This is a genomic window from Burkholderia sp. BCC1977, assembly GCF_905339595.1.
GTDB lineage: Bacteria > Pseudomonadota > Gammaproteobacteria > Burkholderiales > Burkholderiaceae > Burkholderia.
This window is the reverse complement of sequence record NZ_CAJPGQ010000001.1, coordinates 310,676-331,520: the sequence shown is the minus strand read 5'-3', so window position 1 is coordinate 331,520 and position 20,845 is coordinate 310,676. Positions and strand designations below refer to the sequence as shown.

General features: G+C 68.4%; 19 protein-coding genes. 7 read left to right on the top strand and 12 right to left on the bottom strand.

Annotated features, from left to right (window positions below; translation table 11 throughout):
* Positions 1–175 precede the first annotated feature (175 nt).
* From iolG to U5771_RS01505, 5 genes are all read right to left on the bottom strand, one after another.
* Positions 176–1,162: an inositol 2-dehydrogenase gene (iolG, locus tag U5771_RS01525; protein ID WP_322022310.1), complete on the bottom strand. Its 987-nt coding sequence runs from the start codon at positions 1,160–1,162 to the stop codon at positions 176–178.
* A gap of 71 nt (positions 1,163–1,233) precedes the next feature.
* Complete coding sequence (locus U5771_RS01520; protein WP_322022309.1) at positions 1,234–2,355, bottom strand: porin; 1,122 nt, start codon at positions 2,353–2,355, stop codon at positions 1,234–1,236.
* Between the two features lie 95 nt (positions 2,356–2,450).
* Positions 2,451–3,281 (bottom strand): TIM barrel protein, encoded by an 831-nt coding sequence (locus U5771_RS01515; RefSeq protein WP_322022308.1) that lies wholly within the window; start codon positions 3,279–3,281, stop codon positions 2,451–2,453.
* 36 nt (positions 3,282–3,317) lie between these two features.
* Complete coding sequence (locus tag U5771_RS01510) at positions 3,318–4,352, bottom strand: xylose isomerase (protein WP_322022307.1); 1,035 nt, start codon at positions 4,350–4,352, stop codon at positions 3,318–3,320.
* Positions 4,353–4,492: 140 nt separating this feature from the next.
* Complete coding sequence (locus U5771_RS01505; protein ID WP_322022306.1) at positions 4,493–5,557, bottom strand: LacI family DNA-binding transcriptional regulator; 1,065 nt, start codon at positions 5,555–5,557, stop codon at positions 4,493–4,495.
* A 175-nt stretch (positions 5,558–5,732) separates the two neighbouring features.
* Between U5771_RS01505 and U5771_RS01500 the strand changes: the two genes are divergently transcribed.
* From U5771_RS01500 to U5771_RS01490, 3 genes are read left to right on the top strand one after another with little or no spacing between them, the layout of a single operon-like run.
* A complete protein-coding gene (locus U5771_RS01500) occupies positions 5,733–6,818 on the top strand; it encodes a fatty acid desaturase family protein (protein WP_322022305.1) in 1,086 nt (361 codons plus the stop codon).
* A gap of 36 nt (positions 6,819–6,854) precedes the next feature.
* Positions 6,855–7,163 carry a non-heme iron oxygenase ferredoxin subunit gene (locus U5771_RS01495; RefSeq protein WP_322022304.1) on the top strand — a complete coding sequence of 103 codons (309 nt, stop codon included), beginning with the start codon at positions 6,855–6,857 and terminating at the stop codon, positions 7,161–7,163.
* A 4-nt stretch (positions 7,164–7,167) separates the two neighbouring features.
* The gene (locus tag U5771_RS01490) at positions 7,168–8,418 is read left to right on the top strand and encodes an NAD(P)/FAD-dependent oxidoreductase (protein ID WP_322022303.1); all 1,251 of its coding nucleotides are present in this window, start codon (positions 7,168–7,170) and stop codon (positions 8,416–8,418) included.
* Positions 8,419–8,531: 113 nt separating this feature from the next.
* Here U5771_RS01490 and U5771_RS01485 read toward each other — a convergent pair whose 3' ends face one another.
* From U5771_RS01485 to glpD, 3 genes are all read right to left on the bottom strand, one after another.
* A complete protein-coding gene (locus U5771_RS01485) occupies positions 8,532–9,248 on the bottom strand; it encodes an MIP/aquaporin family protein (protein WP_322022302.1) in 717 nt (238 codons plus the stop codon).
* 92 nt (positions 9,249–9,340) lie between these two features.
* Complete coding sequence (gene glpK / locus U5771_RS01480) at positions 9,341–10,843, bottom strand: glycerol kinase GlpK (protein ID WP_322022301.1); 1,503 nt, start codon at positions 10,841–10,843, stop codon at positions 9,341–9,343.
* A 105-nt stretch (positions 10,844–10,948) separates the two neighbouring features.
* Positions 10,949–12,472: a glycerol-3-phosphate dehydrogenase gene (gene glpD / locus U5771_RS01475; RefSeq protein WP_322022300.1), complete on the bottom strand. Its 1,524-nt coding sequence runs from the start codon at positions 12,470–12,472 to the stop codon at positions 10,949–10,951.
* A 163-nt stretch (positions 12,473–12,635) separates the two neighbouring features.
* Here glpD and U5771_RS01470 point away from each other — a divergent pair, with 163 nt between their 5' ends.
* Entirely contained in the window at positions 12,636–13,004 is a 369-nt protein-coding gene (locus U5771_RS01470) for a hypothetical protein (RefSeq protein ID WP_322022299.1), read from the top strand.
* Positions 13,005–13,096: 92 nt separating this feature from the next.
* Here the strand turns inward: U5771_RS01470 and U5771_RS01465 are convergent, their stop codons facing one another.
* Positions 13,097–13,294 carry a hypothetical protein gene (locus tag U5771_RS01465; RefSeq protein ID WP_044846784.1) on the bottom strand — a complete coding sequence of 66 codons (198 nt, stop codon included), beginning with the start codon at positions 13,292–13,294 and terminating at the stop codon, positions 13,097–13,099.
* Positions 13,295–13,596: 302 nt separating this feature from the next.
* On the bottom strand, positions 13,597–14,376 hold the full coding sequence (locus U5771_RS01460) for a DeoR/GlpR family DNA-binding transcription regulator (protein WP_044846783.1): 780 nt from the start codon (positions 14,374–14,376) through the stop codon (positions 13,597–13,599).
* Between the two features lie 223 nt (positions 14,377–14,599).
* On the opposite strand from U5771_RS01460, the gene U5771_RS01455 reads away from it, so the two are divergent.
* From U5771_RS01455 to U5771_RS01445, 3 genes are all read left to right on the top strand, one after another.
* Entirely contained in the window at positions 14,600–16,240 is a 1,641-nt protein-coding gene (locus tag U5771_RS01455; RefSeq protein WP_322022298.1) for a gamma-glutamyltransferase family protein, read from the top strand.
* Positions 16,241–16,553: 313 nt separating this feature from the next.
* Entirely contained in the window at positions 16,554–17,381 is an 828-nt protein-coding gene (locus U5771_RS01450; protein ID WP_322022297.1) for a ferritin-like domain-containing protein, read from the top strand.
* Between the two features lie 67 nt (positions 17,382–17,448).
* Complete coding sequence (locus tag U5771_RS01445; RefSeq protein ID WP_322022296.1) at positions 17,449–17,958, top strand: hypothetical protein; 510 nt, start codon at positions 17,449–17,451, stop codon at positions 17,956–17,958.
* Here the strand turns inward: U5771_RS01445 and U5771_RS01440 are convergent.
* Together U5771_RS01440 and U5771_RS01435 are read right to left on the bottom strand one after the other, a co-directional pair.
* Complete coding sequence (locus tag U5771_RS01440) at positions 17,952–19,403, bottom strand: DEAD/DEAH box helicase (protein WP_322022295.1); 1,452 nt, start codon at positions 19,401–19,403, stop codon at positions 17,952–17,954. The genes U5771_RS01445 and U5771_RS01440 overlap by 7 nt on opposite strands.
* A 129-nt stretch (positions 19,404–19,532) precedes the next feature.
* Positions 19,533–20,831 (bottom strand): cytochrome c, encoded by a 1,299-nt coding sequence (locus tag U5771_RS01435; protein WP_322022294.1) that lies wholly within the window; start codon positions 20,829–20,831, stop codon positions 19,533–19,535.
* Between the last annotated feature and the right edge of the window lie 14 nt (positions 20,832–20,845).

Genomic DNA, 20,845 nt, shown 5'->3' with positions numbered 1-20,845 from the left:
AAGCGGGGCGTCGGCGACGCCGATCATGCCGCCATGATACGTGCTTTCGCGGCTGCCCCGCGCACCGTTCGGCGCGCCGCTTCCGCGGCCGGGCCGATCCGGCGTATCGGATCCGGCCCGGTCTTGCGGCACGGCGGTGGCGCGCCGGCGCCAGCGCCGGCCGCCGTTGCGCGCGTCACACCTCGACCACGCGCCCGGTCTGCCACGACGTCATCGCGGCCTCCGCCAGCTCGAGCGCGGCGAGCCCGTCGTCGATCGTCGTCCTGACCGGCGAGCCGTCGCGCAGCGCATCGACGAAGTGCGCGATCTCCGCCGCGTACGCGTGCCGGTAGCGCTCGAGGAAGAACGGCTCCGGCACCTCCGTGACGATACCGTTCGCCGACCATGCGGTCACTTCGGTCGGCCGCACGTTGCCGGCCTGCAGCATCCCGTTGCTGCCGAGCAGTTCGAAGCGCTGGTCGTAGCCGTAAGCCGCGCGGCGCGACGTGTTGATCTGGCACAGCAAGCCGCGCCGGGTGCGGATCGTCACGGCGGTCGAATCGAGGTCGCCGGCGTCGCGCACGGCCGGGTCGGTCAGGCAGCTGCCGGTCGCGTGCAGCGTCTGCGCTTCGTCGCCGAGGATCCAGCGGAACACGTCGAAGTCGTGGATCAGCATGTCCTTGAAGATGCCGCCCGAGCTGCGGATGTAGTCGACGGGCGGTGCACCGGGGTCGCGGCTCGTGACGACCAGCATTTCCGGGGTGCCGATCTCGCCGCGCTCGACGCGCGCCTTCAGCGCGGCGAAGGTCGGATCGAAGCGGCGCTGGAAGCCGATCATGCAGGTGACGCCGCGGCGGCGTACGACCTCCACGCATTCGCGCGAGCGGGCGACGGTCAGGTCGACCGGTTTCTCGCAGAACACGGCCTTGCCCGCGTTCGCCGCCGCGACGATCAGGTCCGCGTGCGTATCGGTGCTCGATGCGATCACGACGGCCTGCACGGACGCGTCGCCGAGCGCGCGTTCGATGTCGGCGACTCGCGCGCCGTGCGCCTGCGCGAGCGCTTCGGCCGACGGCGCATGCCGGTCGATCACGTACTTGAGTTTCGCGCCCGGGTGGCGCGCCAGATTCGCCGCGTGGATCTTCCCGATTCTTCCCGCACCGAACAAAGCGAATTCGATCATGGTGTTCTCCTGGTGAGTCAGTTGTGTTCCGACGGGGCGCGGCATGTATTGGCCGTGCCCCGCGTCGGCCGTCAAAACGAATGATTGATGCCGACGTTCACGCCGGTCTGCGAACGGCCCGGCAGCGGATTCGCGAGGTTGTCGTTGTCCGTGCCCGGGTTGTTGTTCGCGACCGAGAAATTCGAGCCGCTCGCGTTGCGCACGTGCGCGGCCGTCGCGTAGAGCAGCGTGCGTTTCGACAGGCTGTACGCGCCGCCGAGCGCGAACATCGACGCGTGGCCGGACGGATCGTGCGTCGCGTCGCCCGCGCCCGAGCCGACGTGCACGTAGTACGCGGCGCCGCCGAGCGACAGCGCGGGCGTCACGCGATACTGCGCGCCGATCCAGTAGTGATCCGCATTGCGCGCGAGGCCGGCGGGCGTGTCGGGCGCGTTCAGGTGCGTGTACGCGGCCTGCAGCGTCAGCGCGCGCCAATAGAGGTTCGCACCGGCGAAGACTTCACGCGAGCTCGTGAACACGTTGCTCATCCGGCCGTTCGCGTCGCGCAGCTCGTCGTACATCGCACGCAGCATCACGAAGTCGTTGCGGTACGTGAGCTGAATGCCGTCGCTGCGGCCATACTCGTTCGCCGCGCCGAGATTGAAGCCGCCGGCCTGGTTGCCGAGCGCGTACTGCGCGTGCACGCTGAAACCGTTCCATGACGGCGACCGGTATTCGATGTTGTTGCTGGTGATCGGCACGTTGCGGCTGCGCACCAGCGCGGTCGCGGAATAGGCCTGCTGCAGCAGCGGATCCATGTCCCACTGGTCGTTCGCGACGAACAGGTTGCGGCCGAACGTCAGCGTGCCGAGCCGGTCGGCGCGCACGCCGACGAGCGCCTTGCGGCTGAACAGGCGGTTGTTGCCGTCGCCCGCGGTGCCCGACATCAGGTTGATGCCCGATTCGAGGTTGAAGATCACGCGATAACCGCCGCCGATGTCTTCCTGGCCGAGCAGCCCGAACCGGCTCGCGCCCCAGTCGCTGCTTTGCGCGCGCAGCCGCGACGCGGTGGTGCCGTGGCCGGTCTGCACCTGGCTCACGTAGTCGAGGCCCGCGTCGGCAACGCCGTACAGCGTCACCGATGTTTGAGCGAAAGCACCCGAGTAACAGAGGATTCCTGAGCAGTAGAGCGCGGTTAGCGCGATTCGTTTCATGTCGTCTCCAGACCTGTCGTCGTTTTGTTGTGGATGACCTGCTTGCCTGCTTGTCTGCGTGGCGGTTGCCGCGGCGGCCTGCGCCGCCGCGCCGCTCAGCGAGCCGCCAGCTCGCCGCGGAGGTGATCGATGCTGGCGCGCAGCCGGTCTTCGATGTCGTCCGCCTCCGCGATTTCGTTCGCGAACGGCTCGAACGAGAATGCCCCTCGATAGCCGCGCGCGAGGAGTTCACGCAACTGCCGGACGTTGCCGAGCCGGTCGGCGCCGCCGACCAGCACGCGGTGGCCGTCGCGCATCCGGTCGACCGGCAGGTCGCTTTCCTCGACACCCGAGATGTGCACGAGGCCGGTCAGGTTCGGGAAGAAGATGTCCTCGCCCGACAGGTGATGGTGGAACGTGTCGTGCACGAGCCGGAATACGTGCTCGCCGGCCGCGGCGTAGATGCCCTTCACCGCATCCGACTTGCGGCGCAGCGCGCATTCCTCGAAACCGAGCGGCTCGATGAAGCCGAGCAGGCCGCGCGCGTCGAGGATCGGCTTGAGCGCCTTCAGCGCCTTGACGAGATCGGCGTGCCGCGCGGCGGCGTCGCGCGTGTCGCCGCGGCTGTTGGTCGGACACAGCACCAGCGCGCGTGCGCCGCATTGCGCGGCGTAGTCCGCGAGCACGGTCGCTTCGTCCGCGCGCTCGGCATTCCATTGCTCGAAGCGCTGCAGCGCGTTGATCGTCAGGATCGACACGCCGCCGGCTTCGACCGTCGCGCGCACCGCCGAAGCCGGCGTGCCGTCGGTGATCTCGACGCCGTCGAGATCGTTGCGGATCTCGATCGTGTCGACGCCGAGCCGCCGGCACAGCGCGACATAGCGGTCGAGCGGCAGGCGCGGCGCGCTCATCCGGTTCAGCGAAAAGTGAAAGGCTTGTTGCGTCATCGTTCTGTCCTCAGGTGTCGAGTGGGGCGGGGCGAATCAGGTGAGGCCGCGCGCGCGAGTGTCGGCCGGCGCATCCGCCGGCTCCGCGGCGAGCGCGCGCCACGTGTCGCGCAGCCACTGCGCGCACGCGACGTTGTTGTCGAAGATCGAATAGCGGGCGCCGCCGCCGTAGTCCGGAAACGGGATGAATTCGCAGCTGACCTGCGCGAGCCGTGTCGGCCGCGCATGAACCTGCCACTGCAGCAGGCGCCGCAGCGCCGTTTTCCACGTATCGAGCGGCGCGGCGCGCCATTCGCCGTGATAGGCGCCCGGCGCCGGTTCGACGAACGGATACTGGATCCCGCGGCCGGGCCGGCCATCCGCGCGGCGCATCCAGCGGTTCTCCGGATTGTTCGGGATCACGCTGCGCGCATGCGCGTGCCCGACCCAGCCGCGTGCGATCCAGTCGGCGTAGACGGCCGACGGCGAGGCCGGGTCGAGCAGGTGCCGCACGCTGTCGACCGGTTCGCGCAGGCCCGACGCATCGAGTTCGGCGCGATTGCCGAGCTTGAACAGCAGGTGCGAATGGTCGAGCGTGATCCGGAACGGCACGCCGGCCTGCTCGACGCATTGCGCGACGCGCGCGATCCGCAGGAAATCCTCGCTCCACATGTCGACGTGCACTTCCAGGCTCGGCAGGCAGCCGACCGGCTCGCCGCGTTCGTAGGCGCGCAGGTAGAAGTCGGCGACTTCGCGGTCCGACAGCGGATGGCCGTCCGCATGGTGCGCGTACAGCTGGCAGTTGAGCACCGTGCTGCCGAACCGCGCGCCGGCGTCGACGATCTCGGCGACGTGCGCCTCGTCGCGGCCGGCGCACCAGATGCCGCCGATCACGCGAATCGGCAGGGCATGCCGGTCGACGAGCGCGAAGTACGGCGACAGGTCCTCGCCGCGCACCGGGTTCTTTTCGACGTAGTCGAACACGCCGGCGCCGGCGATCATCCGGAACCGCTCGGCGGGCGCGGGCAGCGGCAGGCCGTCGTGTTCGAGCACGCCGTCGAGGTTCACGCCGATGAGGATCGCTTCAGCCATCGTCTCCATCCGTTCCGGTTCTGGATGGCTGCCAAATGTACGGACGTGCCGAGCGGGCTGCATGACAAACGTTGACGAAAAATCGCCAATTCGGCGGTCGATCTTTCCGTGACGCGCCTGCGCGCGATGCGCGGCGGGCGTCAGGCCGGCAGATACGCGCTGGTGCGCACGTTGGCCGAGCAGAACACGCGGAATTCGACCGGATCGCCCGGCGGCGGCTGTTCGACGATGCCGCACGCGTGCAGCACGTGCTGCAGCGCGGAAATCGCCTGGCCGTCCGGATCCTGGTCGATCGCGATGTCCATCGAACCGGCCTCGATGTAGGTGCGGTGCAGGTCGATCATCTCGTGCCCGATCCAGACGACGCGCCCGGCCGCGCCGGCCTTGCGCAGCGCGGCCTCGATGCCGGCCGAGCCCGCGCCGCTGTTGTAGATCCCGACGATATCGTCGTGCGCGCGCAGTGCGTTCGTCACCGCGCGGTAGCAGCGGTCGTCCTGGTCGAGCGTTTCGATCGGCGCGTCGTCGCAGTCGAGGTCGGGAAACGCTTCCCGCAGCTGGTCGACGCAGCCGGCCATCCGGTCGGCGTGCGCGCGGTAGCCCATGCGTCCGCCCAGCAGCAGCACGCGGCCGGGGCGCGCCGCGAGGCGGCCGAGGTAGTAGCCGGCCGTGCGCCCGGCGCGGTAGTTGTCGATGCCCGCGTAGTGCACGCGCTCGATGCCGCCGATGTCGGTGACCATCGTGACGACGGTTTCGCCGCGCGCGATCGCGCCGGCCAGCGCGTCGCGCACGCGCGGCGTGTCGCGCGCGGTGACGATCAGCGCCGCGCGCCGGTAGGCCGGCCGCTCGATCAGCGCGGCCGCGCGGTCGTCGTCCGCGGCGGGCAGGATGGTCCGGTGCACGACCACGCGCCGGTCGAGCATCTGCAGCGAGCGCTGCACCGCCTGCTGCAGCCGCCGGAAGAACGGCGCGTCGGTGTCGGGCAGCAGCACGTCGACGTGAAGCAGCCCGTGCCGCGTGTCGGGCAACTGGCGCGGCACGCCGAGCTGGCGCGCGGCCGCGACCACGCGCTCGCGCGCCTGCGCGGACACGCTGCCGCGCTCGTTCAGCACGCGGTCGACGGTGGTCGTGCTGACCCCGGCGAGTGCCGCGATCTCGTCGAAGCGCGCGGTGCGCTTGCGCCAGCGCGGACCGGTGGGGTCGGCCATGGTCGTCTCCGTGTTCGTCTGTCGTCGCCAGCGGGAGGTGGCGCTGTCCGGAACGCTAAAGCGATGGCGAAATTTCGTCAACGTTTCGATTGAGCGGGCCATGGCCGTCGCCTAATTTTGAATGCATGCGAAGCGCTCGCCGCGCTTCCCGCGAACGAACAACCAGGAGACACGAGTGGCCCATACGGACGATCAGGCGCACGACCGCACCGCGGCGGCGCGCCGTCAGGAATACCGAATGATCGGCGGCGCCGGCGAGCGTGCGCGGGCCGCGGGGCTCGTCAACGCCGAGTGGTACCGGTGCCCGGTGCCGCGGCCGCTGATGAAGCAGCTGATGCAGCGCGACGATGCGCGCGCGATCCGCGACACGCTGATCTGGTACGCGGCGATCGTCGCGAGCGGCGTGCTCGCGTGGTTCGCCTGGCGCGCGCATTCCGCGTGGGCGATTCCCGCGTTCTTCGTGTACGGCACGCTCTACTGCAGCCCGGCCGATTCGCGCTGGCACGAGTGCGGGCACGGCACCGCGTTCCGCACGCGCTGGATGAACGACGTGCTGTACCAGGTCGCGTCGTTCCAGGTGTTCCGCCGCGCGACGGTATGGCGGTGGAGCCACGCGCGCCATCACACCGACACGCTGGTCGTCGGACGCGATCCGGAAATCGCCGCACCGAAGCCGACCGACTGGCTCGGGCTCGCGCTGAACGTGGTCGCGCTCAAGCATGTGGCGAGCGAGCTGCGCAAGATGATCGTGCTGGCGTTCGCCGGCCGGCTCGACGACGAGGAGCGCACCTACGTGCCCGAATCGGAGTGGCCGAAGGTCGTGCGCGAGGCGCGCATTCATCTGGGCGTTCATGCGGTCGTGATCGGCGCATCGCTGGCCTGGCACACGATCCTGCCGCTGCTCTACATCGGGCTGCCGAGCCTCTACGGCGCGTGGCTGTACCTGTACTTCGGCCTCACGCAGCACGCGGGCATGCCCGAGAACGTGCTCGATCACCGGCTCAACTGCCGGACCGTGACGATGAATCCGGTGTTCCGCTTCCTGTACTGGAACATGAACTACCACGTCGAACACCACATGTTCCCGATGGTGCCGTTCCACGCACTGCCGAAGCTGCATGAGGCCGTGAAGGCCGACATGCCGCCGCCGTACCGCGGCACGCTGGCCGCGTATGCGGAGATCGTGCCGGCGCTCGTCCGGCAGACGCGCGACCCGTCCCATTACGTCGTGCGGCCGGTGCCGGACGCGGCGCGGGCGTGACCGGCAACCGACCTTCCAACCCAGGAGACACGCATCATGACGCAATGGCTCGACACCGGCGCCCTCGACGACATCGACGACGAAGACGTCGCGCGCTTCGACCACGACGGCCGCACGTACGCGATCTACCGGATCGACGGGAACGTGTATGCGAGCGACGGGCTGTGCACGCACGAGCACGTGCATCTCGCCGACGGGCTCGTGATCGATCACGTGATCGAATGCCCGAAGCACAACGGGCGCTTCGACGTGCGCGACGGCCGGGCGCTGTCGGCACCTGCGTGCGAGAAGCTGCGCACCTACCGCGCGAAGGTCGAGGACGGCCGCATCCTGATCGAGGTGTGACGCGATGGCGAACGACCGGGTGATGGCGATCGTCGGTGCGGGCCATGCGGGCGGTCGCGCGGCGCAGGTGCTGCGCGAGGGCGGCTGGCACGGGCGCATCGTGCTGATCGGCGCGGAGGCGCACCTGCCGTACGAGCGGCCGCCGCTGTCGAAGGGCGTGCTGACCGGTGAGCGCAGCGCCGCGCAATGCGGGCTGCGCGATCCGGATGCGTGGCGTGCGGACGACATAGAACCGATCGTCGCGACGGTCGAGCGGATCGATCCGGTGGCACGCGAGCTGCATGTCTCGGGCGGCCGCGGATTCGCTTACGATGCGCTGCTGCTCGCGACCGGCGGCCGCGCGCGCCGCCTCGCGATTCCGGGTGCGGAACTCGACGGCGTATTCGCATTGCGCACGCTCGACGATGCGGCTGCGCTCGGCGCGCGGCTCGTGCCCGATGCGCGGGTCGTGCTGATCGGCGGCGGCTTCATCGGTCTCGAGGTCGCGGCGTCGGCGCGGCTGCGCGGTTGTCGTGTGACCGTGCTCGACGCGGCGCCACGCCTGCTCGGGCGTGCGGTGCCGGAGCCGATCGCGGCACGCGTGCATGCACTGCATGTGGCGCGGGGCGTCGCGATCGGCCTGAACCGCCGGCCCGTCGCGATCGAGCGTACGCCGGACGGCGCGCTGGCCGTCGTGCTCGACGACGGCGACACGCTGATCGCCGATACGGTGGTCGCCGGCATCGGGATCGAACCGGCCGACGAACTGGCGCGCGACGCGGGCCTCGTCGTGGAACGCGGGATCGTCGTGAACGCGCGGCTCGAGACGTCGGCGCGCGGCATCTATGCGGCCGGCGATGTCGCGGTGTTCCCGAGCGGGGCGTCAGGGCGGCTCGTGCGTCAGGAGACCTGGCACGGCGCGGAAACGCAGGCGCGCGTCGCCGCACGCAACATGCTCGGCGCCGACGAGCCGTATCGCGAGATGCCGTGGTTCTGGTCCGATCAATACGATGCGCAACTGCAGGTGGCCGGCGAACCGGCGCTCGGCGAGCGGACGGTCGCGCGCGTGCTCGGCGACGATGCGGAAATCCATTTCCACTTCGATGCCGGCGAACGGCTCGTCGCGGCGAGCGGTTTCGGTCGTGCGTCGGGATTCGTGAAGGAGATGCGCGTCGCGCGCATGCTGGTCGAGCGCCGGATCGACGTGACACCGGCCGCGGTCGCGGATGCGGGGGTGAAGCTGAAGTCGCTGGCGGCGGCCGCGGGCGATCGCTAGCGGCGGTGTGCGGCGGCGCAGCGGCAGCCGTGCGGAGCAGGAGGAAGGGGGCGGGCAGAAGCGCGCGGCAGCTGCTGCCGCGCGCTCCCGTTCGGGTTCAGGTCAGACCGCGCTCAGGCCATCGCGTGCAGGCGCAGATACAGGCCGGCCGCCGCGGCGCCGCCGAGCAGCGGGCCGATCACCGGCACCCATGCATAGCGCCAGTCGCTGTCGCGCTTGCCGGGGATCGGCAGCAGCGCATGCATCAGGCGCGGCGACAGGTCGCGCGCCGGGCTCATCGCATAGCCGGTCGGCCCGCCGAGCGAGATGCCGATGCCGAGCACGAGCAGGCCGACGGGCAGCGCGTCGAGCGCGCCGAGGCCGACCTGCGGTGACGCGAGGTACAGCACGCCGAGGATCAGCACGAACGTGCAGATCGCTTCGGTCAGCACGTTGTGCGTGGTGCTGCGGATCGCGGGCGCCGTGCAGAACACGGCGAGCTTCACGTCCGCATCGACTTCCTTCGCGAAGTGCTGGCGATACGCGAGCCACACGAGCAGCGCGCCGGCCATCCCGCCGAGCATCTGCGCGGCGATGTAGCCGCCGACCTTCGACCACGCGAACTTGCCCGCGAGCGCGAGGCTGATCGTGACGATCGGGTTCAGGTGCGCGCCGCTGAACGACGCGGTCACGTAGACGGCGACGAACACCGCCATCGCCCAGCCCATCACGATCACGATCAGGTCCGCGCCCTTGCCCTTGGTCTTCGCCAGCAGCACGTTGGCGACCGCGCCGTTGCCGAGCAGCACGAGGATCGCCGTGCCGATGAATTCCGCAATATAAGGTGACATGTTGTCTCTCGTGGATGACGGCGGACTCGCGCGTCGCGCGGCCCGCCGGTGTTGTTGTATTTCGTTCGTATTTCTTGTGGTGACTGCAGCGGTTACTGCGTGTCGTCGGCCCATGCCTTGGCGGCGCGTACCGCGCGCTGCCAGCCGGCCATGCAGCGTTCGACCTGCTCCTTCGGCATCGACGGCGAGAAGCGGCGATCGAGCTGCCACTGGCTGCGCACTTCGTCGAGGTTCTTCCAGTAGCCGATCGCGAGGCCCGCGAGGTAGGCCGCGCCGAGCGCGGTCGTCTCGGTGATCTGCGGACGCACCGCGTCGACGCCGAGCAGGTCGGCCTGGAACTGCATCAGCAGGTCGTTCGCGCTCGCGCCGCCGTCGACGCGCAGCTCGCCGATGCTGATGCCCGAGTCGGCTTCCATCGCGGCCAGCACGTCGAGCGACTGATAGGCGATCGCGTCCAGCGCCGCGCGCGCGAGGTGTGCGGACGTCGTGCCGCGCGTGACGCCGAACACCGAACCGCGCGCCCGGGCGTTCCAGTGCGGTGCGCCGAGGCCCGCGAACGCCGGCACGAGATAGACGCCGTCGGTGTGCGGCACGCTCGCGGCGAGCGCCTCGATCTCGGCGGCCGTCTTGATGACGCCGACGCCGTCGCGCAGCCACTGCACGACCGCGCCCGCGATGAAGATGCTGCCTTCGAGCGCGTACTGCACGTCGTCGCCGATCTGCCACGCGATCGTCGTGACGAGGTTGTTCTTCGACTCGATCGGCTTGTCGCCGGTGTTCATCATCAGGAAGCAGCCGGTGCCGTAGGTGTTCTTCACCATGCCCGACGTCGTGCACATCTGGCCGAACAGCGCCGCCTGCTGGTCGCCGGCGATGCCCGCGAGCGGGATCTTCGACGCGAACACGGTGGTCTTCGTGTAGCCGTAGATTTCCGACGACGCCTTCACTTCCGGCAGCATGCTGCGCGGGATGTCGAGCAGTTCGAGCAACTCGCTGTCCCACTCGCGCGTGTGGATGTTGAACAGCATCGTGCGCGACGCGTTCGTCACGTCGGTCACGTGCAGCTCGTGCTTCGTGAAGTTCCACACGAGCCAGCTGTCGACGGTGCCGAACGCGAGCTTGCCCCGCCGCGCCTTGTCGCGCGCGCCCGGCACGTTGTCGAGGATCCAGCGGATCTTGGTCGCGGAGAAGTACGAGTCGATCGGCAGCCCGGTCTTCGCACGCACCTTCGCCTCGAGGCCCTGCTGCTTCAGCGAATCGCAGAAATCGGCGGTGCGGCGGTCCTGCCACACGATCGCGTTGTAGACGGGCTGGCCCGTCTCGCGATCCCAGACGATCGTCGTCTCGCGCTGGTTGGTGATGCCGATCGCGGCGATCGACGTGCCGTTCAGGCCGGTGCGCGTGACGGCTTCGGCGGCGACGCCCGCTTGCGTCGACCAGATTTCCTGCGGGTCGTGCTCGACCCAGCCGGGTTGCGGGTAGATCTGTTCGAATTCCTTCTGGGCGATCGAAACGATGTTGCCCTGGCGATCGAACAGCATTGCGCGGGAGCTCGTCGTGCCCTGGTCAAGCGCGAGGATGTACTGGTCCTGCATGTCTCTCATCTCCATCCGTGAATTGGCGTAGTTGTGATGCGCGCCGCATGTTACGCGGCGCGTCGGTGAATCAACGTCGGTCAGGCAACTGCAACTGCAAACGAATCACGCGTGCGGCGCATGCGCGGCGGCGAACCATGCGTCGACCGCGGCCGTCACCGTGTCGAGCGTGCCCGGCGTGACGTGCAGGCCGAGCTTCGAGCGGCGCCACAGGACGTCCTGCGCGCAGGTCGCCCATTCGACGTCGCGCAGGTAGCGCAGTTCGGCGTCGTGGATGCCCGGTGCGATCTCGGTGCCGAGGTCGGCGAGCGACGTCGCGCCGTCGACCACGCGTTCCGCTCGCGTGCCGTACGCGCGCGCATAGCGGCGCGCGAGCGCGGCGGGCAGCCACGGGTGGCGTTTCGCGAACGCGTCGGCGAACACGTCGAACTTCGCGTTCGCGATGTCGCCGCCCGGCAGCGGCGCGCCGGCCGTCCAGGTTGTCGCGTCGCTGCCGAGTGCACCGCACAGCAGGTCGGCTGCTTCTTCCGCGAGCTTGCGGAACGTCGTGATCTTGCCGCCGAACACCGACAGCAGCGGCGCGCCGGCACCGTCGTCCATCTCGAGGCGGTAGTCGCGCGTGACGGCCGACGCGTTCGCCGCGTTTTCGTCCTCGAGCAGCGGGCGCACGCCCGAATAGGTCCAGTGCACGTCGGCCGGCGCGATCTTGCGCTTGAAGTAGCGGTTGATCGAATCGCACAGATACTGCGTCTCGTCGCGATCGATCGCGACCTTCGCGGGATCGTTCGTGTATTCGACGTCGGTCGTGCCGATCAGCGTGAAGTCGTGCTCGTACGGAATCGCGAAGATGATCCGCTTGTCCGGGTTCTGGAAGATGTACGCGTGATCGTGCTCGAACAGGCGCCGCGTGATGATGTGGCTGCCCTTCACGAGCCGCACGCTGTGCTGCGCGCCGCGGCCGAGCGCGCCGTGCAGCACGTCGCCGACCCACGGGCCGGCCGCGTTCGCGACCGCGCGCGCACGCACGACGCGCATCGAGCCGTCCGCGTGCTGCAGCCGCGCTTCCCATTCGTCGCCGTGGCGCTCGGCCGAGACGAGCCTGGTGCGCGTGAGGATCTCGGCGCCGCGTTCCTTCGCATCGAGCGCGTTCAGCACGACGAGGCGGGCGTCGTCGACCCAGCCGTCCGAATACACGAAGCCGCGCTTGATCGAGTCGATCAGCGGCGCGCCGGCCGCGTGGCGGCGCATGTCGATGCCGCGCGAGCCGGGCAGCAGTTCGCGCTTCGCGAGGTGATCGTAGAGGAACAGGCCGATCCGGATCAGCCAGGCCGGCCGCAGGTTCGGCATGTGCGGCATCACGAAGCGCAGCGGCCACATGATGTGCGGCGCCGCGCGCAGCAGCGTCTCACGCTCCTGCAGCGCTTTGCGGACGAGTCCGAATTCGTTGTATTCGAGGTAGCGCAGGCCGCCGTGAATCAGCTTCGTGCTGGACGACGACGTGTGCGACGCGAGGTCGTCCTGCTCGCAGAGCAGGACCGACAGGCCGCGGCCGGCCGCATCGCGCGCGATGCCCGCGCCGTTGATGCCGCCGCCGACGACGAGCAGATCGTAGCGATTCGGTTGGGTCACCCTGCTGTCCTTATCGTTTGATGGAAATGGGCGAACATGAAATGTTCGAATTCGAAATTTAACGAACGAAATCGAAAAAGTAAAGTTCGAAAAAGCGGGGCCAGTAGCGCATGGCCCGATCCCGGACGATACTGGCGGAATCGACCGTTTCGCGAGGTGAATCATGCGTATTGGGATGTGGGTCGGCGCGTGCGCCGTCGTCCTGGCAGGGTGCAGCGCTGGCACGCCGCCGCTTGCCGGCAACTGGCGGGCGCCGTCGTTCGTCGACCTGCAGACGTCGTGCGGCGGCACCGCGCACGACTGGGGCGCGGACGCGCAGCCGGTCTATTCGACGCTGTACGACGCGTACGTGGCGAAACGGTATCGCGGGCTGACGCAGGCGAACTACTGCACGTTCGTAAACGAACTTTCGGCGCACTATGCGGCGCCCGACGCGGCGGGGCGCGCCGGCTGGGTCGCGTATTTCAACGGGGCACGCGCGCAGGCCGTCAGCTGGCGGGCCGCGGTCGATCCGACGCTGCGCGGCGGCTGACGCGGGAAAGCTGCTGCCGGAGGCGGGAACAAACGGAAACGCAACGCGGCCGGAAATCCGGCCGGCGCGCTCGGGTCAGGAACAGCGGGACTTCAGGAATAGCGGCATTTGATCGATCGCAACGCGGCGTCGCCGGTTTCGGTCACGCAGTATTTGCGTCCCGATCCCAGCCCTTCCAGCCGCACGAGCTGCTGTTCGAGCAGCGCGTCGAGTTCATCGCGATCCATGTCGCCGTGATCGGGGGCATCCTTCACAAGCAGTAGCGTGGCGAATTCATGCGGACTCAGCATCGTTCTCTCCATGGCAATCGGTTTGCCCGCACAGCCGGCGCAAACGCCGCTGCGCGATACCCCGCGGGGTATGGCTTGGGGGGAAAGCTGTATTCGCCGGCCTTGGGATTCGCACACGCCTTGGCACGGGCGGATCGCGCGAACGGGCCGGGGAACTGGAGTCTAGTCGAGCGCGCGGGCAACGACAAATCGTGCCCCGTTAATTTTCAATTTGACAGGCGCACGTCCCGCAAGCGGTTCGGCCGGCGCGCCAACTTCTTGATTTCACTTGAAGTTTCAGGTGCGGTGCAGCATCGCAAGCGTCATTCCGCGACGTACACCTGGGTGCCCGCGTTCGCCACCGCGTCGGCCATCTCCGGCGGCAGCGGCTTGTCGGTGAAGAGTGCGTGCACCTGGCTCAGGTGCCCCTGGCGCACCAGCGCCGGGCGGCCGACCTTCGAATGATCGGCCACGAGGTAGACCGTGCGCGCGTGCTGCATGATCGCCTCGGCCACGCGCACCTCGCGCGTGTCGAAGTCGCGCAGCGTGCCGTCGGCCTCGATCGCCGACGTGCCGATGATCGCGTAGTCGACCTTGAACTGGCGGATGAAGTCGATCGCGAGTTCGCCGACGATGCCCTTGTCCCACGGCCGCACGATGCCGCCCGTGATCAGCACCTCGCAGTCGGGGTAGCCGCTCATCATCGACGCGACGTTCAGGTTGTTCGTGATCACGTGCAGCCCGTGATGGCGGTTCAGTGCGCGCGCAACCTCCTCGGTCGTGGTGCCGAGGTTGATGAACAGCGAGGCCTGGTCGGGGATGTGCGACGCGGCGAGCGCCGCGATGCGCCGCTTCTCGTCGTGGAACATCCGCTGGCGCGCGGTGTACGACACGTTTTCCGAGCTGGTCGGCAGGCTCGCGCCGCCGTGGTAGCGGCGCAGCAGGTTCAGGTCGGCGAGCCAGTTCACGTCGCGGCGGATTGTTTGCGGCGTGACCGCGAAGTGCGCGGCGAGATCGTCGACGGTCACGAAGCCGTCGCGCTGCACCCATTCGAGCAGTTCCTGCTGGCGCGCGTTGAGGGTGAGGCGGGGATCTCGGGTCATGGCTCGGCGGTCGGGTCGTGAGGCGGAGCAGGTATTGTAAGGGCGGGAAGGGCGTTCGACCGGCCTCCGGCGTATGACCGCCGGGAATTCATGCGGAAAGCGCATGGATTCATGTGACAAATGAATTTGCGCGATCGCGCGGATCGCGCTGCAATGGCGGACTGTCCGCGCATGCCGATCCTGCGTCCGGCGCGTTCATTCAGCTTTCGACGAGGTGGAACCGATGACTGGCTTCAACTGGCACAACCCGTATCCGACGACCCGCATGCCGGTGTTCGCGCGCAACGTCGTGTCGACGTCGCACCCGCTCGCGGCGCAGGCCGGGCTGCGGATGCTGTGGAAGGGCGGCAATGCCGTCGATGCGGCGCTGGCCGCCGCGGCCGCGATCACGGTGGTCGAGCCCGTGTCGTGCGGGCTCGGCGGCGATGCGTTCGCGCTCGTGTGGGACGGCGAGCGGCTGTCCGGATTGAATGCGTCGGGCGTTGCACCGGCCGCGTGGCACCCCGACTACTTCCGCAAGCGCCACGGCGAGGACGCGCACGGCATCGCGAACAAGCCGACCCGCGGCTGGGATACCGTCACGGTGCCGGGCGTGATCGCGGGCTGGGAAGCGCTGCATGCGAAGTTCGGTTCGCTGCCGTTCGCGGACCTGCTCGAGCCGGCGATCGAGATTGCCGAGCGCGGCTATTCGGTGTCGCCGATCGTCGCGCACAAGTGGGCGGCCGCGGTGCCCGAGCTGCAGGGTCTGCCGGGCTTCGCCGATACCTTCATGCCGCGCGGGCGCGCGCCGCACGTCGGCGAACGCATGTGCCTGCCGGGCCACGCGCAGACGCTGCGCACGCTCGCGAAGGACGGCCCGCGCGCGTTCTACGAGGGCGCGCTCGCCGCGCGGATCGCGGCGTTCGCGCGCGAAGGGGGCGGCGCGCTGACCGAAGCCGACCTGCGCGCGTACCGGCCGGAATGGGTCGAGCCGATCGGCAAGCGCTTCGGCCGCCATACGATTCACGAGATCCCGCCGAACGGGCAGGGTATCGCCGCGCTGATCGCGCTCGGGATCGCCGAGCACGCGGGCGCGGCCGAATGGCCCGTCGATTCGGTCGACTCGCAGCACCTGCAGATCGAGGCGATGAAGCTCGCGTTCGCGGACGTCTATCGCTACGTCGCCGATCCGCGCGCGATGGACGTGACGCCCGCGCAAATGCTCGACGACGCGTATCTCGCGGAACGCGCGAAGCTGATCGATCGCACGCGCGCGACGCACTTCGCTGCCGGCCGGCCGCCTTCGGGCGGCACGATCTACCTGTCGGCCGCGGACGAGCGCGGGATGATGGTGAGCTTCATCCAGTCGAACTACATGGGCTTCGGCTCGGGGCTCGTCGTGCCCGGTACGGGCATCGCCTTGCAGAACCGCGGGCACGGCTTCTCGATGGACCCGGCGTCGCCGAACGTCGTCGCGGGCGGCAAGCGGCCGTTCCATACGATCATCCCCGCGTTCGTCACCGAGGCGGTCGACGGCCGCACGGAGGCCGCGATGAGCTTCGGCGTGATGGGCGGCGACATGCAGCCGCAGGGCCACCTGCAGACCGTCGTGCGCATGCTCGGCTACGGGCAGCAGCCGCAGGCCGCCTGCGACGCGCCGCGCTGGAAGGTCAATCGCGACTTCACGCTCGACGTCGAGTCGACGATGAAGCGCGAGACGGTCGATGGGCTCGCCGCGCGCGGCCATACGATCAAGTCGATCGACGATCCTTACATGGATTTCGGCTCGGGGCAGTTCGTATGGCGCCTCGATCGCGACGATCCCGACCGCGGCTACGTGGCCGCGAGCGACAGCCGCCGCGACGGTCTTGCGGCCGGTTTCTGACGGAACGCTTCCAGTCTTGCGCTCGACGGGCGGCCGAATGGCCGCCCGTTTTGCTTGACGCGGCGCATACCATCGAACGCGCGCAACCGGTTCGAACAACTCATCTAACGAACCGCAACATGCGCGGCGGAACTGCGCCCGTCAGGGATGGTCAGTGCTTTGAAGCACGAACATTCAAGTCCGGCTAAGATGCCAGCATGGTTCGGCCGGACCAATCCACTAATAAATGCAAGCAAAACGTCGCCTGCGGGCGCGCCGGGCCGGTGCCGAACGCATCGGCCGGACGGCCGCGCGACGATGGGAGCGCACCACCATGCCTACTGAAACCACGCATGTCATGCCGTGGCGTATCGAGGACATCGACCTGAACCGGATCGATCGTCAGCGCGCCGCCGCGAACGAGGATCTGCTGCTGTTGCTGTGCGCGTCGTCGTTCATCGAAAGCGGTTCGGATCTCTACACGAGCAACCTGAGCGAGTTCTTCAACGACGATCCGGAAGTGTCCGCGTGGCTCAACAATGCATGGGAGCACGAGGAGCTGCAGCACGGGCGCGCGCTGAAGGCGTACATCGCGCACGTGTGGCCCGAGTTCGACTGGGATACCGCGTTCGCGAATTTCTTCGCCGAGTATTCGAAGACCTGCTCGGTCGACGCGTTCGAGAAGACCCGCGCGCTCGAGATGGTCGCGCGCTGCGTCGTCGAGACGGGCACGGCCACGCTCTATCGCGCGATCAACGAATGCTCGGACGAGCCGGTGCTGAAGGAAATCACCGACAACATCCGCACGGACGAAGTGCGTCACTACAAGCACTTCTTCAAGTTCTTCAAGAAGTACAACAAGCTCGAAGGCAACGGCCGGCTCGCGGTGCTCGGCGCGCTGATGCGCCGCGTGATGGAAATCAAGAACGAGGATTCCGAGATCGCGCTGCGCCACGTGTTCGCGATCCGCTACCCGGATCGCGTCGGCGACAATCAATACAACCGCGAGCGTGTCGCGCGCATCAGCTCGCTCGTGCGGCGCAACCTGTCGGCCGACATGTGCGTGAAGATGCTGCTCAAGCCGCTCGACCTGCCCGCGAAGATCCAGCCGAGCGTCCACTATCCGCTGACGAAGATCACGCGGCACGTGTTCATGCGCTGATCGTCAGCGCGCGGCCCGGCGCGCTATGCTGCGGCATCATCGTCTGCTTTTCACCGGGGCCGCCATCATGACCGATTCCCATCGCCACGCACTCGAACAATGGACGTTCGACGCGTGGCCGCCGGCCGTCGTTTCGCTGTTCGACGGCACCGCGCTCGAACGCCATGCCGACTTCGCCGCATCGCTGATCGTCGCGACCGACGACGGCCAGTTGCGTACGACGCTGCTCAGCGTCGGCGAGATCCATGCACGCGACGCGCATACGCTGCTGCTCGCGCTATGGCCGCAATCGCGTGCGGCGCGCGCGCTGGCGCAACGGCGCGCGGCCGCGTTGACGCTCGTCGCGGACGGCGCATTCTTTCAGGCACAACTGAGGATCGAGCCGCTCGAAGGGGACTTCGGCGGACTGGCCGGATTCGCTGCGACGATCGCGCACGGCGATGCGCAGCGGGTCGGCTATGCGCGTCTCGCGACCGGCGTCACGTTTGCGCTGGAAGGGGAGGCGCGCACCGAGGTGCTCGCGCGCTGGCAGCGCCAGGTCGAGCACCTGCGGCGCGCGGCCGCGCGGCTTCAGTGACCGCGCTGGCCGCTGCGCGACGAACGGTTGCGGTTCGCGTGCGCGGCATTGCCGTTCGCGGGACGCGCGCCGTTGCCGCTTGACGGGCGACCGCCGCCACCGGCGTTGCCGGTCGCGCCGCCGGCCGTGCGCGGCTTGGCCGCCTTCGCGGCCTTCGGTTGCGCATTGCCTTCGCGCTTCGCGGCCGGCTGGCCGGAGCCGCCTGCACGCGGCTGGCGATTGCCGCCACCGCCGCCACCACCACCGTTGCCGCCGCGCGGCTGCTGGCCGCGACGTTGCTGGATCGGCTCCGGCTTCGCGTTCGGATCGGGTTCGAAGCCCGCGATCACTTCCTGCGGAATCTCGCGCTTGATCAGCCGCTCGATGTCACGCAGCAATTGCTTCTCGTCGACGCACACGAGCGACACGGCTTCGCCGGTCGCGCCTGCGCGGCCCGTACGGCCGATCCGGTGCACGTAATCTTCCGGCACGTTCGGCAGGTCGAAGTTGACGACGTGCGGCAGCTGGTCGATGTCGATCCCGCGTGCGGCGATGTCGGTCGCGACCAGCACCTGCAGCGTGCTGTTCTTGAATTCCGCGAGCGCGCGCGTGCGGGCCGACTGGCTCTTGTTGCCGTGGATCGCCATCGCGCTGATGCCGTCCTTCGTCAACTGCTCGGCGAGCCGGTTCGCGCCGTGCTTGGTGCGCGTGAACACGAGCACCTGGAACCAGTTGTGTTCGCGGATCAGGTGCGTGAGCAGCTCGCGCTTGCGATCGCGGTCGACCGGGTGGATCTTCTGCGCGACGCTTTCGGCGGTGGTGTTGCGGCGCGCGACTTCGATCAGCGCCGGCGAATCGAGCAGGCTGTCGGCGAGCGACTTGATCTCGTCGGAGAAGGTGGCCGAGAACAGCAGGTTCTGGCGCTGCGGCGGCAGCTTCGCGAGCACGCGCTTGATGTCGTGGATGAAGCCCATGTCGAGCATCCGGTCGGCTTCGTCGAGCACGAGGATGTCGAGATCCGACAGGTCGATCGTCTTCTGCTGCATGTGGTCGAGCAGACGCCCCGGCGTCGCGACGACGATGTCGACGCCGCGCTTGAGCGCATCGATCTGCGGATTGATGCTGACACCGCCGAACATCACGGTCGAGCGCAGCTTCAGGTACTTGCTGTACGCGCGCACGCTTTCCTCGACCTGGGCGGCGAGTTCGCGCGTCGGCGTGAGGATCAGCGCGCGCACCGCGCGCTTCGCGCCGCGATGCTCGGCATAGAAGGTGTGCAGGCGCTGCAGGATCGGCAACGTGAAGCCGGCGGTCTTGCCGGTGCCGGTCTGTGCGCCGGCGAGCAGGTCGCCGCCGCCGAGGACGGCAGGGATTGCCTGTTGCTGGATGGGCGTCGGCGATGTGTAGCCGAGCTCGTTGACCGCCTTGACGAGCGGTTCGGCCAGGCCGAGAGATTCGAAAGACATAGTTACCACTCTTGAGTTTTATGATCAGCGACGCCTCGCGCGGCCCGCGCGGGGAACGGCGTCGCAAAAAAGCAAAGGGGCGCGGCTGCGGTTTCCCGCAGCCGCGCCCCCGTTTGTGTCGCGCGCTATTTAGTCAAGCGGCGCGGAACGCAGGTCGCTCACCTGTTGCGGCGAGATCGGCGTACCGTTGTTGTCCCACGACATCCGGATATACGTGACGACTGCCGCGACTTCCTGGTTCGACAGCGACTGCGCGAACGGCGGCATCCCGTACGGACGCGGATTCTTGAACGTGCTCGGCGGATAGCCACCATTCAGCACCATGCGGATCGGGTTGACTGCCGATTCCATCACGATCGAGTGGTTGCCCGCGAGCGGCGGATAGGCCGGCGGCTTGCCTGCGCCGTTCGCGGCGTGGCAGGTCGCGCAGTTGTCCGCGTAGATCTTCTTGCCCTGGTCGAACAGCGCGTTGCCGAACTGCTTCGACGGCTCGTACTGCATGTTCTTCGGCGCTTCAGCCTTCTGCGGGATCGACTTCAGGTACGTCGACATCGCGCGCGTATCTTCGTCGTTCATGTACTGCAGGCTGTTGTGGACCACGTCCGCCATCGGGCCGAACACCGCGCCCTTCTGCGACACGCCGGCCTGCAGCAGGTCCGACAGCTCCTGCACGTGCCAGTCGCCGAGGCCGAGTTCCTTGTCGTTCGTCAGCGACGGCGCATACCAGTTCTGCAGCGGGATCAGGCCGCCGGCGAACGCCGACGAATTCACCGGGCCGCCCATCATGTTGATCGACGTGTGGCACATCGAGCAGTGGCCGAGGCCTTCGACGAGGTACGCGCCGCGGTTCCATTCGACCGACTTGGTCGGATCCGCCTTGTACTCGCCTTCCTTGAAGAACAGCGTGCGCCAGCCGATCAGCAGGTTGCGGTTGTTGAACGGGAACTTCAGTTCGTGCGGACGGCTCGGCACCGAGACCGGCGCGACCGAACGCAGGTACGCGTAGATCGCGTCCGAATCGGCGCGCGTGACCTTCGTGTAGCTCGCGAACGGGAAGCCCGGGTAGAGCAGGCTGCCGTCCTTCGAACGGCCGGTGTGCATCGCGCGGTAGAAGTCGTCCGACGTCCACTTGCCGATGCCGTCCTTGTCGTCCGGCGTGATGTTCGGCGTATACATCGTGCCGAACGGCGTCGCCATCGGCAGGCCGCCCGCGAACGACTTGCCGCCGCGCACGGTGTGGCACGCGATACAGTCGCCGACGCGCGCGAGGTATTCGCCCTTCTTGATCAGCGCGGCCTGGTCGGCCGGCGTGGCCGCGACGGCGGCAGCGCCGTGCAGCGTGTCGTTGCCCGGCCACAGGACCGGCACGAGGGCGGCAGCCGCGACGATCGCGACAGCCGAGAGTGCAAACAGGGACTTGCGTTTCATTGTGTCTGTCTCCC

Excerpts from the sequence above, each read along its gene's own strand:
- U5771_RS01460 (WP_044846783.1), bottom strand. The coding sequence starts at position 14,376 with ATGACCCGAGATCCCCGCCTCACCCTCAACGCGCGCCAGCAGGAACTG.
- U5771_RS01510 (WP_322022307.1), bottom strand. The coding sequence starts at position 4,352 with ATGGCTGAAGCGATCCTCATCGGCGTGAACCTCGACGGCGTGCTCGAA.
- U5771_RS01470 (WP_322022299.1), top strand. The coding sequence starts at position 12,636 with ATGCGTATTGGGATGTGGGTCGGCGCGTGCGCCGTCGTCCTGGCAGGG.
- U5771_RS01440 (WP_322022295.1), bottom strand. The coding sequence starts at position 19,403 with ATGTCTTTCGAATCTCTCGGCCTGGCCGAACCGCTCGTCAAGGCGGTC.
- glpK (WP_322022301.1), bottom strand. The coding sequence starts at position 10,843 with ATGCAGGACCAGTACATCCTCGCGCTTGACCAGGGCACGACGAGCTCC.
- U5771_RS01495 (WP_322022304.1), top strand. The coding sequence starts at position 6,855 with ATGACGCAATGGCTCGACACCGGCGCCCTCGACGACATCGACGACGAA.
- U5771_RS01520 (WP_322022309.1), bottom strand. The coding sequence starts at position 2,355 with ATGAAACGAATCGCGCTAACCGCGCTCTACTGCTCAGGAATCCTCTGT.
- U5771_RS01465 (WP_044846784.1), bottom strand. The coding sequence starts at position 13,294 with ATGCTGAGTCCGCATGAATTCGCCACGCTACTGCTTGTGAAGGATGCC.
- U5771_RS01485 (WP_322022302.1), bottom strand. The coding sequence starts at position 9,248 with ATGTCACCTTATATTGCGGAATTCATCGGCACGGCGATCCTCGTGCTG.
- U5771_RS01435 (WP_322022294.1), bottom strand. The coding sequence starts at position 20,831 with ATGAAACGCAAGTCCCTGTTTGCACTCTCGGCTGTCGCGATCGTCGCG.
- U5771_RS01505 (WP_322022306.1), bottom strand. The coding sequence starts at position 5,557 with ATGGCCGACCCCACCGGTCCGCGCTGGCGCAAGCGCACCGCGCGCTTC.
- U5771_RS01455 (WP_322022298.1), top strand. The coding sequence starts at position 14,600 with ATGACTGGCTTCAACTGGCACAACCCGTATCCGACGACCCGCATGCCG.
- U5771_RS01490 (WP_322022303.1), top strand. The coding sequence starts at position 7,168 with ATGGCGAACGACCGGGTGATGGCGATCGTCGGTGCGGGCCATGCGGGC.
- U5771_RS01445 (WP_322022296.1), top strand. The coding sequence starts at position 17,449 with ATGACCGATTCCCATCGCCACGCACTCGAACAATGGACGTTCGACGCG.
- U5771_RS01515 (WP_322022308.1), bottom strand. The coding sequence starts at position 3,281 with ATGACGCAACAAGCCTTTCACTTTTCGCTGAACCGGATGAGCGCGCCG.
- U5771_RS01450 (WP_322022297.1), top strand. The coding sequence starts at position 16,554 with ATGCCTACTGAAACCACGCATGTCATGCCGTGGCGTATCGAGGACATC.
- iolG (WP_322022310.1), bottom strand. The coding sequence starts at position 1,162 with ATGATCGAATTCGCTTTGTTCGGTGCGGGAAGAATCGGGAAGATCCAC.